14 protein-coding genes are annotated in these 12,789 nt (G+C 72.8%); 7 read left to right on the forward strand and 7 right to left on the reverse strand.

Annotation, left to right across the window (positions count from 1 at the left end):
• Positions 1-22: 22 nt before the first annotated feature.
• Together F7Q99_RS04475 and F7Q99_RS04480 are read right to left on the reverse strand one after the other, a co-directional pair.
• Complete coding sequence (locus F7Q99_RS04475; RefSeq protein ID WP_326846261.1) at positions 23-2,335, reverse strand: collagenase; 2,313 nt, start codon at positions 2,333-2,335, stop codon at positions 23-25.
• Between the two features lie 241 nt (positions 2,336-2,576).
• The gene (locus F7Q99_RS04480) at positions 2,577-3,146 is read right to left on the reverse strand and encodes a DoxX family protein (protein ID WP_153460151.1); all 570 of its coding nucleotides are present in this window, start codon (positions 3,144-3,146) and stop codon (positions 2,577-2,579) included.
• Positions 3,147-3,345: 199 nt separating this feature from the next.
• Here F7Q99_RS04480 and F7Q99_RS04485 point away from each other — a divergent pair, with 199 nt between their 5' ends.
• Together F7Q99_RS04485 and F7Q99_RS04490 are read left to right on the forward strand one after the other, a co-directional pair.
• Positions 3,346-3,942 (forward strand): TIGR03086 family metal-binding protein, encoded by a 597-nt coding sequence (locus F7Q99_RS04485; protein WP_153460152.1) that lies wholly within the window; start codon positions 3,346-3,348, stop codon positions 3,940-3,942.
• Positions 3,943-4,127: 185 nt separating this feature from the next.
• Positions 4,128-4,589, forward strand: a complete 462-nt coding sequence (locus F7Q99_RS04490) for a hemerythrin domain-containing protein (RefSeq protein ID WP_153460153.1) — start codon at positions 4,128-4,130, stop codon at positions 4,587-4,589.
• A gap of 23 nt (positions 4,590-4,612) precedes the next feature.
• Here F7Q99_RS04490 and F7Q99_RS04495 read toward each other — a convergent pair whose 3' ends face one another.
• Positions 4,613-5,401, reverse strand: a complete 789-nt coding sequence (locus tag F7Q99_RS04495; RefSeq protein ID WP_153460154.1) for a VOC family protein — start codon at positions 5,399-5,401, stop codon at positions 4,613-4,615.
• Between the two features lie 408 nt (positions 5,402-5,809).
• Here F7Q99_RS04495 and F7Q99_RS04500 point away from each other — a divergent pair, with 408 nt between their 5' ends.
• From F7Q99_RS04500 to F7Q99_RS04510, 3 genes are all read left to right on the forward strand, one after another.
• Positions 5,810-6,487 carry a TetR/AcrR family transcriptional regulator gene (locus tag F7Q99_RS04500; RefSeq protein WP_153460155.1) on the forward strand — a complete coding sequence of 226 codons (678 nt, stop codon included), beginning with the start codon at positions 5,810-5,812 and terminating at the stop codon, positions 6,485-6,487.
• A 188-nt stretch (positions 6,488-6,675) separates the two neighbouring features.
• On the forward strand, positions 6,676-8,208 hold the full coding sequence (locus F7Q99_RS04505) for an MFS transporter (RefSeq protein WP_153460156.1): 1,533 nt from the start codon (positions 6,676-6,678) through the stop codon (positions 8,206-8,208).
• A gap of 383 nt (positions 8,209-8,591) precedes the next feature.
• Positions 8,592-9,032 carry a PPOX class F420-dependent oxidoreductase gene (locus F7Q99_RS04510; RefSeq protein WP_326846262.1) on the forward strand — a complete coding sequence of 147 codons (441 nt, stop codon included), beginning with the start codon at positions 8,592-8,594 and terminating at the stop codon, positions 9,030-9,032.
• A 95-nt stretch (positions 9,033-9,127) separates the two neighbouring features.
• On the opposite strand, the gene F7Q99_RS04515 is transcribed toward F7Q99_RS04510, so the two are convergent.
• Positions 9,128-9,331 (reverse strand): hypothetical protein, encoded by a 204-nt coding sequence (locus F7Q99_RS04515; protein WP_153460157.1) that lies wholly within the window; start codon positions 9,329-9,331, stop codon positions 9,128-9,130.
• Entirely contained in the window at positions 9,328-9,597 is a 270-nt protein-coding gene (locus F7Q99_RS04520) for a DUF1876 domain-containing protein (RefSeq protein ID WP_153460158.1), read from the reverse strand. Before F7Q99_RS04520 ends, F7Q99_RS04515 begins: the two co-directional genes overlap by 4 nt.
• Before the next feature lie 154 nt (positions 9,598-9,751).
• Between F7Q99_RS04520 and F7Q99_RS04525 the strand changes: the two genes are divergently transcribed.
• Positions 9,752-10,612 (forward strand): YndJ family protein, encoded by an 861-nt coding sequence (locus F7Q99_RS04525; RefSeq protein ID WP_153460159.1) that lies wholly within the window; start codon positions 9,752-9,754, stop codon positions 10,610-10,612.
• Positions 10,613-10,654: 42 nt separating this feature from the next.
• Positions 10,655-11,314: a hypothetical protein gene (locus F7Q99_RS04530; RefSeq protein ID WP_326846263.1), complete on the forward strand. Its 660-nt coding sequence runs from the start codon at positions 10,655-10,657 to the stop codon at positions 11,312-11,314.
• Positions 11,315-11,411: 97 nt separating this feature from the next.
• Here F7Q99_RS04530 and F7Q99_RS04535 read toward each other — a convergent pair whose 3' ends face one another.
• Positions 11,412-12,221: an anti-sigma factor family protein gene (locus tag F7Q99_RS04535; RefSeq protein WP_326846264.1), complete on the reverse strand. Its 810-nt coding sequence runs from the start codon at positions 12,219-12,221 to the stop codon at positions 11,412-11,414.
• Positions 12,218-12,787, reverse strand: a complete 570-nt coding sequence (locus tag F7Q99_RS04540; protein ID WP_407697741.1) for a sigma-70 family RNA polymerase sigma factor — start codon at positions 12,785-12,787, stop codon at positions 12,218-12,220. The genes F7Q99_RS04535 and F7Q99_RS04540 overlap by 4 nt, the downstream gene beginning before the upstream one ends.
• Positions 12,788-12,789: the final 2 nt, after the last annotated feature.

The following is a 12,789-nucleotide window of genomic DNA, read 5'->3' on the forward strand; positions in this document are numbered from 1 at the left end:
CTCGCCGTCCGAGCCGTCCCGCTCAGAACTCGCTCGTGACGCTCACCCCGCTGAAGCCCTGCTGGGCGTAGAGGCTGAAGTGGACGTAGCCGGCGGGCGGGTTGCCGACGGTGAGGGTCTCGCTGTTGTCCGGGCCCGCCGAGCGCGCGGTGTACGCGTTCGTGTAGGCCCAGCTGCTCGGGTTGTAGTACAGGTCGCCGTTGCCGGTGCCGCCGCCGGTGGTGATCTTCAGCTGCTGGATGCCCGCCGGGACGAGCACGTAGAAGTGCGCGTAGTTGCCGGTCGTGGCGGAGACGTTGCTGCGGGCGCAGTTCTTGTCCAGCTGCCGGGTGTCGGCGCCGGTGCACTCAGGCAGCGACGGGACGGTGGGCGTGGTCGCGCAGGCGCCGTTCGCGCACCCGGTCAGCCAGGTGTCGAAGTCGGCGTCGTAGCGGGTGCCGATGGTGGTCTTCAGCAGCGTCCGGGCGCCGTCCCAGTCGCCGACCCGGTACTTGGCCAGCACGGCGTCCACGTCGGCGCGGTGCTGCTCCAGCATGTAGCGGACGGCGAGGTAGCCCCAGCGGTAGATCCGCTCCTGGTCGGCGTTGTTGTAGGTGGTGTCGAACAGGTCGCTCAGCTTGTAGGTGTGCCGGGCCGCGGCCGCGATGGCGGCGTCGTACGTCACCTTGCGGTACGAGTAGGAGACGTACTCGGCGAAGCCCTCGACCCACCACACCGTCGGGGTGGTCTGGCCGGCGTTGAAGTCGCCGTACATGTCGAAGCGGCCGTCGAGGTAGTGGGTGTACTCGTGGTTGAGGTTCCAGATCTGGAACGCCGGGCGGACCCACTCGGCCTCGTACGCGACGAAGCGCGGCTGGTTGCCGGGCTTGGCCGGGTCGCCCTCCAGGTACATGCCGCCGTTGTTGGTGCTGATGCCGTAGAGGATCCCGGCCAACGCGCCGTAGTCGAAGGAGGAGTGGAACACCACGACCTCGATGGTGGTGTTGTGGTCGTCCTTCACCGGGCCGTTGTCGCGCACGACGGCGTGGAAGTAGGCGTCCTGGCCGTTCAGGCTGGTGCAGGCGGTGGCCAGCTGGCCGGCGTCCAGCGCCTGGGCGAGGATCCGGATGCTCGGGCTGCAGGTGGACGAGACGGTCAGGTTGGCCGCCTTGAGGCGGTTCGCGTTGTCGCAGGTGCCGTAGTACGCGCAGTTGCCGGTGTCGTAGGCGTCGGCCATCTCGGCGACGGCGGCCCACTGGTAGACGTTGGCACCGCCCGGCGAGGACTGCGCGGCGAGCGCCTGCTCAAGGGGGCGGACCTTGGCCTGGAGCACCGGGTACTTCAGGAAGCGGCCCAGCTCGCGGTCGGCGTTGTAGGGCAGCGGGCGGTAACTGCCGCTGAACAGGTCGCTGTTGCGGGAGGCGAAGCCGTACAGCGCGTCCAGCACGCTCGGGTCGGCCTGGACGGCGGCGGGGAAGTCCGCCAGCTGGTGGCCGCGGAACAGTACGGTGAACGCCGGGTTGACCGCCCAGGCCAGGCCGGCCGGGTTCCAGGTGGCGCTGTTGTAGTCGGTCAGCAGCCGCTTGACGACGGACAGGTAGCGGATGTTCTCCTGCGCGCTGTCGATCAGCGTGACGGCCTCGCCCAGGGTCCCGGCGTTGTTCGAAGTGACGTCCCACGCGTGGGAGTTGGCGAAGAACGCGTCCAGCGCGGCGCGGATCGCGGTCTGCAGCGCGGTGCCGTACGGGCCGACCACGGCCGGGTTGTACCACTGCACGAAGTAGCCGGCCCGCAGGTAGAGCACGAGCTGGCCGACGGAGGTGCTGTTGTCGCCGGGGTAGCTGCCCGCCGCGTCGCGCAACGCGTAGGCCACGGTGTCCATTTGGGCTTCACGGAAGGCGTTGTACGCGTCCGTGCCCACGAGTTGGAACAGCTGGTTGATGCAGCCGAGGTCCACGGACTTGATCTGCTGCACGAGCGCGTCGCCGGTACGGCCGGTGAAGTCGCCGACGTTGCACGCCGGCGCGTCCGCAGCTGCGGCGCCAAGGGCCTTGGCGGGCGCGTTGGCAGGTGCGGGCTGGTCCGGCGAGCGGTCGGACGGCAGTGCGGGGTCGAGGGCGAGCGGGGCGCGCCGGTCGGCACCGACGAGCGCCTGCTCGCCGTCGCCGTTGGCTGCGGCGCCGAGGCCGGGCTGGGGTGCCGCGCCGACGGAATTCGGGGCGGCGGGGTTCGGGCCGGTGGGGAGCGGCGCTGCCTGGCCGCGCGGGGCGAGCAGGCCGATCGCCAGCACAAGGATCAGAGCGACCGTTAACAGTCGCGCCAGCTGCGGCAGTCGCAGCAGACGTGCGGTACTCACGTGGGGGCCTCCGGGCCGTCGTCGGCCGCGTTGGGGGTGCGGCCGGTGGGGGCGAGGACCGTTGGCGACGGCGCCGTGGGGCGGCTCCGCCGTACACACGGTGGGGAGTGTGACATGTACAATGACACACTTCACATGACGGTGGGAACCCCTCGGGCGACGGCCCGTCAGGCCGGAAGACGACGGCGAGGCCGTGGCGACAGATCGTCACCACGGCCTCACAGCAAGCCAGTTGGCTGCTCTACCTGCGGAACAGCAGGACGACGCCCGCGGTCGCCAGGCCGATCACGACGGCAGCCGCACCGTACGCCAGGCGATGCGCGCGGAGCACCGGCAGGAAGCGGTCCACCGCGTAGCGGCCCGGGCCGGTCAGGGCGAGCGCGACGGCGCCGGCCGTGAGCAGCAGTTCGTACTCGTTGCCCTTCGGGGCGAAGAAGCCGCCACCCCAGGTGACGGCGATGGCGTTGACCATCGTGCCGACGATCGCGGCGCCGGCCAGCGGGGTGAGCAGGCCGACGGCCAGCGCCAGCCCGCCCAGCGTCTCGGTGAGGCCGGCGACGACGGCCATGGTGTCGCCCGCCGGGTAGCCGCTCATGGTGAAGAACCGACCGGTGCCGTCGATCCCGCCGCCACCGAACCAGCCGAACAGCTTCTGGCTGCCGTGCGCGGCCATGGTCAGACCGAGCGCCAGGCGCAGGAGCAGGAGTCCGGCGTCGTAGGCGTGCGGGGAGGTCTCCGCCGAGCCGGGGGTCACCCGGCCCGGGTGGACGGTGGTGGTGGGGGCGGTCGTGCTCGGGCTGCCGCTCGGCATGCGCGTCTCCATCGATCGAGGTCGGTCGCAGGAATGTGGTGTCGCAGGGATGTCGTGGTGCGGCCGGGCGCGGGACGCCCCGCGCTGTTGTTCAAATTTGAACCGGCGCTTCTCGACCGTACCTTGGAGTTCGAATTTGAACAACTGACGCCCTGTGAGCGAGTCGCGGGTCCTGCCGCGCGCGGGGCAGGGTGGAGACATGGCTCAACGCAGGCAACACCAGCGGGCGGCAGAACCCGGCACGCCCTACCCGCAGGCGCTCGACGCCTTCGGCGAACGCGTCCGGCTGATCAGCCCCGACCAGTGGGACGCACCCACCCCGTGCACCGACTGGTCCGTCCGCGACCTCGTCAACCACCTCACCGGCGAGCAGCTGTGGGTCCCCGAGCTGCTGATGGGCGCCACCATCGCCGACGTCGGCACCCGCTTCGACGGCGACGTCCTCGGCCCCGACCCCGTCGCCGCCTGGACCGCCGCCGCCGACGCCGCCCGGCACGCCTTCGCCGTCCCGGGCGCCACCGAGCTGACCGTCCACCTCTCGTTCGCGGACGTCTCCGGCCAGTACTACCTCGACCAGCTCACCACCGACCTGGTCATCCACACCTGGGACCTCGCGGAAGGCATCCGGCAGCACACCCGGCTCCCCGTCGAGCTCGTCGACTTCGCCCTCGGCGAGTTCGCCGGCTACGGCGACCTCTCCGGCAGCGGCGTCTTCGACCCGCCCCTCACCGTCCCCGCCGACGCCAGCCCGCAGACCCGCCTCCTCGCCCTCACCGGACGCCGCGACCGACCCTGACCTGCGGCTTCGCCGCCTGCCTCAGCGGGAGCACGGCCCTTGTCGGCCCCGCTCCCCCGCCACCCCCGAAATGTTGTAACCGCCCCTGACCTGCGGTTTCTCCCCCACGCCCCTCAGAACCGGAGCCCGACGCCGGATACTGGAGGAAGCGGGGGCAGTATTTCCGCGGGAAAGGCGGGCGTGCCATGAGCCGCAGGCCGGACATCCTCGGCGAGTTCACCGCCGACCACCGGGCGGTCACCGACCTGCTCACCCGGATCGAGGAAACGCCGGACGGCACCGCTACGCGCGGCGACCTGGTGGCCCGGCTCACCGACCTGCTGTTCACCCACTGCGCCGCCGAGGAGGAACACCTCTTCCCGGTTGTCCAGCACGACGTCCCGGACGGCGGAGCGCTGGTCTTCAGCAGCATCCACGACCACCTGGCGATCGGGCAGTACCTGTCCGACCTGCAGAGCCTCCAACCCGGCGACCCGGCCTTCACCACGCTGCTCAGCGGACTCGCCGACACCGTCCGGCGGCACATGGCCGCCGAGGAGAAGGGCCTGTTCCCGGCCGCCCGCAAGGCCCTGCCCGCCTCGGCGCGCGCCGCGCTCGGCGAGCGGGTGCGGGCCGACCGCGCGGAGGTCGCCGAGGCGGGGCCGTAGAACCGTCCTGTTCGGGTCCTCGTTCAGCCCTTCGGGCTGATCACCGCGAACCGGCCGCCCTCCGGGTCCTGGAGCCGGGCCACCCGCCCGTACGGGGAGTCGAAGGCCGGCCCGAGCGCCGAACCGCCCAGCCGCTCCGCCAGCACGAGCGCCCGATCGGTGTCCGCGACCGAGAACGACACCTCCCAGTGCGGCGCCGTCCCCGCCGGACCGCCCGCCTGCTCCTTGGCCAGCGCCGCGACGCTGTGTCCCTCCGCCCGCAGCACCACCCGGTCGTGCTCCCAGTGCACCTCGAACCGCTCCGGGTCTCGGCCGTCCCAGCGGAACACCTCGCCGTAGAACAGCGCCGCCGCGAACGGGTCCGGGGTGCGCAGCTCGATCCAGACCGGCGCGCCCATCAGGTCCAGCCGCCGGGCCCGGCCCAGCGGGCCCTCCCAGATGCCGAACACCGCCCCCGCCGGGTCCGCGGCGAACGCCACCCGGCCGGCGTCGGAGGCCAGCGGGCCGACCGCCAGGGTGGCGCCGCGCTCGCGCACCGCGTCGGCGGCCGCGTCCGCGCTCTCCGTCCCGAAGTAGCTGGTCCACGCGACCGGCATCGGCCAGTTCCCGCCCGCGGCCCCCAGCCCGGCCACCGCCTCGCCGCCGGTCACCGCGTGCACGTAGGGGCCGAAGTGCTCCGGTACGGCCTCGAACTCCCAGCCGAGCAGCGGCCCGTAGAACCCCTTCGCCTCCTCCAGATCCCGGGCCATCAGGCTCACCCAGCACGGAACGGCCGGCACGCAGCTCACCCGGGCGGTCTCACCGCTGCCCATCGCGGACCTCCTCGCCACCGCCCGGCCGCCGGGCCCCTCCCGACTCCCACGGCCCACCGGGCCGTCCGGACGCCCACAGCCTAGGCCGACGGGCGCAAGCCCTGCCGGAAGGCACGGCCGGGAATCAGCGCAACCGGCGAGTGGTTACGGGCCGTCTGGCTTCCGACGATAGCGCCCTCCGCCCGGCCACGGACCGAGGCCGTGGCCGGGCGGAGGGCTGCTCGCGCACCCGCTCGCCGTGGAAGACGACCTCGCGGATCAACACAACCGGACGCCGGCCCACGCCGAGGATGGCAATGTGACGCAGGTCACATCAGGAGGGGAAATTTCCGGGGACTGAATCCCCGTTTGCTCTTTCGTAGGCAGAAACGGGGAGAACCTCCCCGGTACTCTGAAGGAGCAGTCGCCATGACCACCGCCGCCACCCAGCCGGCCCGTCCCGGGAAGGCCGTTCGCACGCCCAAGCTGCGCGCCGACGCGACCCGCAACCGGGAACGGATCGTGCTGGCGGCCCGCGACGCCTTCGTCGAACTCGGCCCGGATGTGCCGCTCGACGAGGTCGCGAAGCGGGCGGGCGTCGGCAACGCCACGTTGTACCGGAACTTCCCGGACCGCACGGCGCTGATCCGCGAAGTGGCGCTGCTCGTCAAGAACCGCATCCTGGCCCTCGCCGAGACGGCGGCCGCCGAGGCGGACACGGCAGGGGCCAGCCCGTTCGACGCACTCCAGCGGTTCGCGCACGCGACGGTCGAGGAGAAGCTCGGCGCGCTGTGCCCCCTGTTCACCGACCGGGTCGACCCGTTCGACCCGGAGCTGGCCGAGACCCGCGAGCGCCTGACGGCCGCCGTGGGCGGCCTGCTGGCGCGCACCCGCGAGGCGGGCGAGCTGCGGCCGGACGTCGACCACGGTGACCTGTTCATCGCGATCAGCCAGCTGACCCGACCGCTGCCGGGCACCTCCTGCCGGCTGCTCGACGACTTCGTCCACCGCCACCTGCAGCTGTTCCTGGACGGCCTGCGGGCGCCCGCCCGCTCGGTCCTGCCCGGCCGGGCCGCGACCTTCCAGGACTTCCAAGCCCACCACTGACCGACCGACGGCACCACCGACACCACCACCGACCGCCCGGAACCACCGACCGCCCGGAACCGCCGACCGCCCGGAACCGCCAACCGGTCGGGACCTGATCCCCTCATGCCCTCGTACGGCGACAACGGCCCGCCCCCGCACGCCTGTTGACCGTTCTCGCACACACGCACCGTGAAGTGAGTACCCCCATGCCTGAAACCGACGCCCGCCCGGCGACACTGCCCGATCCCCGGCGCTGGAAGGCGCTGATCTTCATCGGCCTCGCCCAGCTGATGGTCGTGCTCGACGCGACCATCGTGAACATCGCCCTGCCCTCCGCCCAGCGCGACCTCGGCATCTCCGACGGCAACCGTCAGTGGGTGATCACCGCCTACGCGCTGGCCTTCGGCGGCCTGTTGCTGTTCGGCGGCCGGATCGCCGACCTGTGGGGCCGCAAGCGCACCTTCGTGGTCGGCCTGACCGGCTTCGCGCTCGCCTCCGCGCTCGGGGGCGCCGCGGCCAACACCGCGATGCTGCTCGGCGCCCGCGCCCTGCAAGGCGCGTTCGGCGCGCTGCTCGCTCCGGCCGCGCTGTCGCTGCTCGCGGTGACCTTCACCGGGGCGAAGGAGCGCGCCAAGGCCTTCGGCATCTACGGTGCGATCGCCGGTGGCGGTGGTGCCATCGGCCTGATCCTCGGCGGCCTGCTGACCGAGTACATGAACTGGCGCTGGACCTTCTTCGTCAACATCCCGTTCGCCGTCGTCGCCGCCGCGGGCGCCGTCCTGGTGATCCGCGAACCCGCCGAGGGTCGCAACCGCAACCGGCTGGACGTCCCCGGCGTGCTGCTGGTGACGAGCGGCCTGGTCTCGCTGGTCTACGGATTCACCCGCGCGGAGTCCAAGGGCTGGACGGCCGGCAGCACGTTGGGCCTGTTCGCCGCCGCGGCCGTGCTGCTGACCGCGTTCGTGCTGGTCGAGCGGAGGGTCAAGGCCCCGCTGCTGCCGCTGCGCGTGGTCCTGGACCGCAACCGCGGCGGGGTGTACCTGTCGCTGGGGATGGCCGTGATCGGCATGTTCGGTCTGTTCCTGTTCCTGACCTACTACCTGCAGATCGTGCTCGGCTACAGCCCGGTGCTGACCGGTGTCGCCTTCCTGCCGATGGTGGCGGGCATGATCACCGGCTCGACCCAGATCGGCGCCCGGCTGATGACCCGGGTCCCGGCGCGCTACCTGATGGCGCCCGGCTTCCTGGTCGCCTCGCTCGGCATGCTGATCCTGACCCAGATCGACCTGAACACCTCCTACCCGGCGCTGATCCTGCCCGGCCTGATCCTGATGGGCCTCGGCATGGGCACCGCGTTCATGCCGGCGATGAGCCTGGCCACGCACGGCGTCCAGCCGCGCGACGCGGGCGTGGCGTCGGCCATGGTCAACACCTCGCAGCAGGTCGGCGGCGCGATCGGCACAGCGCTGCTGAACACCATCGCGGCCAGTGCCACCACCGGCTGGCTGGCCTCCCACGCGACCGCCGCGGCGGCGACCAACCCCGCCGCCGCCAAGGTGCTGCAGTTCCAGGGCATGGTGCACGGCTTCTCGACCGCGATCTGGGTGTCCTTCGGGATCCTGGTGGCGGCATCGACGGTCGCCTTCACCTTCGTCAACGCAGGCCGCCCCGGCGGCGCGACGACGGTCTCGGCCGCCGGCGCCGAGAAGCACGACGAGGTGCCGGTGCTGGTGCACTGACCCTCACGGGGTGACTCGGGTGCGTACGCGGCCCGTCCGGTGTCTCACGGCACCGGGCGGGCCGCTCGCCGTTTCCCGGAGCGGGGCGGACCAGAAGCGGGCGGATCAGGAGCGGAGCGGATCACCGTACGCACCCACACGAGCGGCCCCCGCCCCCTCGAAGCGCCAGCCCCGATCGACGAGAATGGAGTCGCCCACCCGGCGGGAGTGCTCACCGCACCCGTGCGGGGCCGTCCCAACGGGTTCCGCGGCGAGCACGTCCGGATCGCCCAGCCCCACCGCCGAGGAGTACCGCGGGATCACCGAGGCCCACGGGCACCGTCCCGGCCCACGGCCCCACGGACGAGGCCCCCGCGGACGAGGGAGGACCGAGGGAGGACATCGTGCACGACCGTACCGACCAGCTCGCCGACAGCAGATACCTCCTGCTCACCACGTTCGCCGACGACGGCAGCCGACTCGACTCGCAGATCTGGGTGGTGGCCGACGGCCCCGCGCTCGGCATCTGGACCCCGGCCCACTCCGGCGCGGCCGAGCGGATCCGGCGCCACCCCAGGGTGCTGGTCGGCCCCTGCGACTCCCACGGACGCCCGACCGGCCGCCGACTCCCGGCCCGCGCACGGCTCTGTGGCGCCGACGCGACCGCGCGCTACCGCACCTCACTGATCAACAAGTACGGCCTGACTGCGCTGATCGCGCTCGCCCGCAGCCGGTTGCGGGTCGGGCTGGCCGGCACGGTCGGCATCCGGATCACGCTCAACGAGCTGGAGCAGCGGCTGATCGGGCCGGAGTGGGAACTGCCGGCGACGTACTGCGTGAACTGACGCCGGCACCGCGAGGCGCCGGGGCCGGTCTCGCCGGTCCCCGGCGTTTCGGTGTTCAACCGGGTCCCCTCGGGCCCGTTGCAACGGGGCCGCGCTCAGGGCCCGTTGTCCGGCGCCCGCGCGAGGTCGCCGGGCTCGCAGGCCTCCCGGCCGGTCGCCACGTGCACGACCTTGACCGCCCGCTCGGGGCCGCCGGGCACCACACGCTGCTCGTGCCCGCAGCGCGGGCAGATCAGCGGGATGCGCGGCCGGTGCTGCTCCCGCGTGGCCGGAGCGCCGCCTGGGCGAGGGCCGGTCACGTCAGCGGGTGGGTCGGGACCGGGCTGACGTCCTGGATCTCGCCGTGGGCCTTGGTGAGGAGCTGCGAGGCGAGGTCGTTGAGTGCGCGAGCTCCCGCGATCTCCTCGCCGACCCGCAGTTGCTCCGGGTCCGAGGGGTGTCGGCTGCTGTAGCCGTGGGCGCGCAGTTCGGTTCCGTCGCCGAGCCGGAGCATGGCGGCGGCGGATGTCCGCGGGCCGTCCTCGCGGAACTCCATCTCGATGTGCCAACCAACCAGAGTCTGCATGGCGGATCACCTCCATCGGTTACTCCTCCAGAGTGCGCCGCACCCACCGTGAACACCAGAGCAGCAGGACCGGGGCCGAGTTGAACGCGTTCAAGTCGGCGGCGTAGAGTCACCGCCAGAGCAAGTTTGAACGCGTTCAAGGAGGCTGTCGGCAATGAACAAGGGCACGACGGAGCTGGTGAACCTGCTGATCCTGCTCGGTATGGGCGCCATCGTCCCGCTCGGCCTCGCGCTCGTCGGCGAACCCGGGCTCGCCCGGGTCCGCCGCCTCTGGCCGCTCGCCGCCGTCCCCGGCGCCCTGTCGCTCTGGCTGCCGCGCGGCGGCCTCGCCGCCGGCAGCGCCGTCCCGTACGCGCTCGGCACCCTCGCCGTCGCCACCCACGCGCCGCTGCGGCTGGCCCGCGTCCGCTCGCTCGCCGCGCGCGAGGTCGCCGTCCTCACCGCGCTCGCGACCCCGGCGGTGGCCGCAGTCGCCCTGGTCGCCGAACGCGCCGGGTACCCGCTGTTCGGCTTCGAGCCGCACATCCTGGCGCTGACCGTTCCGCACTTCCACTTCGCCGGCTTCACCGCCGCCCTCGTCGCCGGACTGGTCTGCCGGGCCTCCGCACCGGGCTCCGCCGCCGCCCGTGCGGCCGCGCTCAGCGTGCCAGCAGGCACCCTGCTGGTGCTGACCGGCTACTTCCTCGGCGCCTGGGTCCAGTTCGGCGGCGCCGTCGTGCTCACCGCCGGCATGTGGCTGGTCGGTCTGATCACCTGGCGCGACCTGCGCACCCGCACCACCGACCCGGCCACCGCCCAACTGCTCGCCGTCTCCTCGGCGGTGCTCGCCGTCACCATGGCGCTCGCCCTCTGGTGGGCGCTCGGCCAGGCGTCCGGACTCCCCCACCCCAGCCTGACCTGGATGGCCGCCACCCACGGCGTCGGCAACGCCCTCGGCTTCGCCCTCTGCTCGCTGCTCGCCTGGCGGCGGCTGACCCTGGAGGCACCGGTGATCGCGGCGGAGGCGGCCGGGTAAATGCCGTGGCCGGGCGGGCAGTCGATCCGGCATCATCGCCCGGTGATCCTTGTGCAAGCCGTGCTGGAGACCCTTGTGCCCGACGGCTTCGGACTCTGGCCGGTCGGCGAGCATGAACCGTACGGATTCCTCACGCTGCACGGGGACATGACGCCCGCCGACATCGGCACGGCGGTGGCATGCATCGCCAACGGAACCGACCCCGTCGAGGACGGCGACCGCCGGCCGGAGCCCCACCCTGCCGATCCGGTCGACGCCGATCCGGTCGACACGTTCCTGTACGGACTGCTGAACAATCCATACCCCGTCGCCCCCGGCGGCTTCCGGGTGACCGACACCGCCACCGGCGCCGCCCTCCTGCCCGGCTGCTGCAACGGCCTCGACGAGTGGCGCGACTGGCTGGAGGTCCTGGACGGCGGGGGCGTCGCCGGGTTCGGCCACGGCCCGTCCCCCTTGGTCGAACGCCTGGGCGACGTCGTCCGGTTGACCGTGGACACTGACGCGGACACCGACACCGAGGGCGGCAGCCCGGTGATCGAACTGCCGGTGGACGAGCTGCGCCGGCTGATCGCCGGAGCCGAGCAGGACCTGCGGGGCTTCCTTCGCCTGGCCGGGAGTTGGGCCGAACGGCAGCTGCCCGGGTACGCCGCCGCCCTCACCGCCGCGCTGGCGCGGGTGGCCGACCCGGTCGAGGACGACTAGCCGGTGAGCTTCCCGCACCCACCGGGTCCGCGTGCTCAACTCTCAACTCCCGCTCCACCGCTCGATGGTGCCGCACTCGACCGGCACGGCCAGGCGCTCAGACCTGGTGCGCCGGGACGGTGACCAGCACCCTGTCGCTGCCCTGCACGCGCACCTCGAAGTGGTCGATGTCGCCCGGCCGGAGCGCCGCGCCGCCGGTCGTGCGCACCGCGCCTGCGTCGCCGGGGTTGCCGTAGCCGTTCGCCGGGATGCTCCAGGTGGTGACGGTCTGACGCTCGCCGCTGTGCGAGACGGCGACCAGGCGGCAGGTCAACGGACCCTTGACGTTGTCGAGTTGCAGGCTGACCCGGCTGCCCCAGGTGGTGCCGTCCAGCCCGACGGTGGCCCGCGCGCCGGTACCCGGGTCGGTGGCGGTGAACTGCTCGGCGACGGCGACCACGGCGGGCGCGGAGTCGGCGGTGAGCACCGCGGCCGTGACGGTGGGACCCGCAGCCACCATCACGGTCGCGGCCAGGGCCAGCACCAGCCGCCGCACCCGCCCCCGGCGCCGGCCGGCCGTGACGTCGGCGACCAGCCGGTCCAGGAGTGCCGGGTCCGGGCGCGGGGTCGGGCCGGCCGGATCGAGACCGGCGTCCACGGCCGAGGCCGCGTACTCGGCCAGCAGGGGCTCGACGAAACCGAGGTCCGCGACCTGCTCGGCGCACTGCGGGCAGCCGGCCAGGTGTTCCTCGAACGCGGTGCGCTCGGCGGGCTCCAGCAGGCCGAGGAGGTACGCGCCGACGTCGACGTGGTCGGGCCCGCCGGAGGCGCGCTCGGGCCCGCCGGGTCCGCCGGGTCCGCCGGGTCCGCCGGGGAGACGGTCGGGTCCGCCCGGTCCGCCCGGCACTGGGTCGGGGCGCTTGGTCACGATGTCACTCCCCGTTCCTCCAGCGCGAGCCTGAGCGAGCGCAGTGCGTAGAACACCCGCGACCGGACGGTCCCGGCCGGGATGCCGAGTTCGGCCGCCGCCTCGTGTGCGGTGCGGCCCTTGAGATAGGTCTCGACGATGATCTCCCGGTGCGCCGGCGATAGGTCGCCGAGCGCGTCCGTGATGACCATCAGCCGTAGTGCGCGGTCGAGTTCGTCCTCGGCGGGCATCAGCTCCAGCGGGGCCGCGTCCACCTCGCGGGGCCGGGAGCTGGCACTGCGGTGGTCGTCGATGACGATCCGCCGCGCGACCGTGACCAGCCAGGGCCGTAGTGAGCCGGCCGCCGGGTCGAGCCGGTGGATGTTGCGCCAGGCCCGGACCAGCGTCTCCTGGACGACGTCCTCGGCACGCTGCCGGTCGCCCGCCACCAGGTGGAGCACGAAACCGAAGAGCGGACCGGCGTGCTCGTGGTACAGGGCGCGCATCAACTCCTCGTCCGGCGTCCCCGTGCCGTGCGCGGCCGCTCCGCCGGGGTGCTCCTCGGTCACCACTTCATCGTTGCGCACAC

The organism is Streptomyces kaniharaensis (assembly GCF_009569385.1).
Taxonomy (GTDB): Bacteria; Actinomycetota; Actinomycetes; order Streptomycetales; family Streptomycetaceae; genus Kitasatospora; species Kitasatospora kaniharaensis.

Excerpts from the sequence above, each read along its gene's own strand:
- F7Q99_RS04485 (WP_153460152.1), top strand. The coding sequence starts at position 3,346 with ATGGCTCAACGCAGGCAACACCAGCGGGCGGCAGAACCCGGCACGCCC.
- F7Q99_RS04520 (WP_153460158.1), bottom strand. The coding sequence starts at position 9,597 with ATGCAGACTCTGGTTGGTTGGCACATCGAGATGGAGTTCCGCGAGGAC.
- F7Q99_RS04480 (WP_153460151.1), bottom strand. The coding sequence starts at position 3,146 with ATGCCGAGCGGCAGCCCGAGCACGACCGCCCCCACCACCACCGTCCAC.
- F7Q99_RS04500 (WP_153460155.1), top strand. The coding sequence starts at position 5,810 with ATGACCACCGCCGCCACCCAGCCGGCCCGTCCCGGGAAGGCCGTTCGC.
- F7Q99_RS04495 (WP_153460154.1), bottom strand. The coding sequence starts at position 5,401 with ATGGGCAGCGGTGAGACCGCCCGGGTGAGCTGCGTGCCGGCCGTTCCG.
- F7Q99_RS04525 (WP_153460159.1), top strand. The coding sequence starts at position 9,752 with ATGAACAAGGGCACGACGGAGCTGGTGAACCTGCTGATCCTGCTCGGT.
- F7Q99_RS04505 (WP_153460156.1), top strand. The coding sequence starts at position 6,676 with ATGCCTGAAACCGACGCCCGCCCGGCGACACTGCCCGATCCCCGGCGC.
- F7Q99_RS04490 (WP_153460153.1), top strand. The coding sequence starts at position 4,128 with ATGAGCCGCAGGCCGGACATCCTCGGCGAGTTCACCGCCGACCACCGG.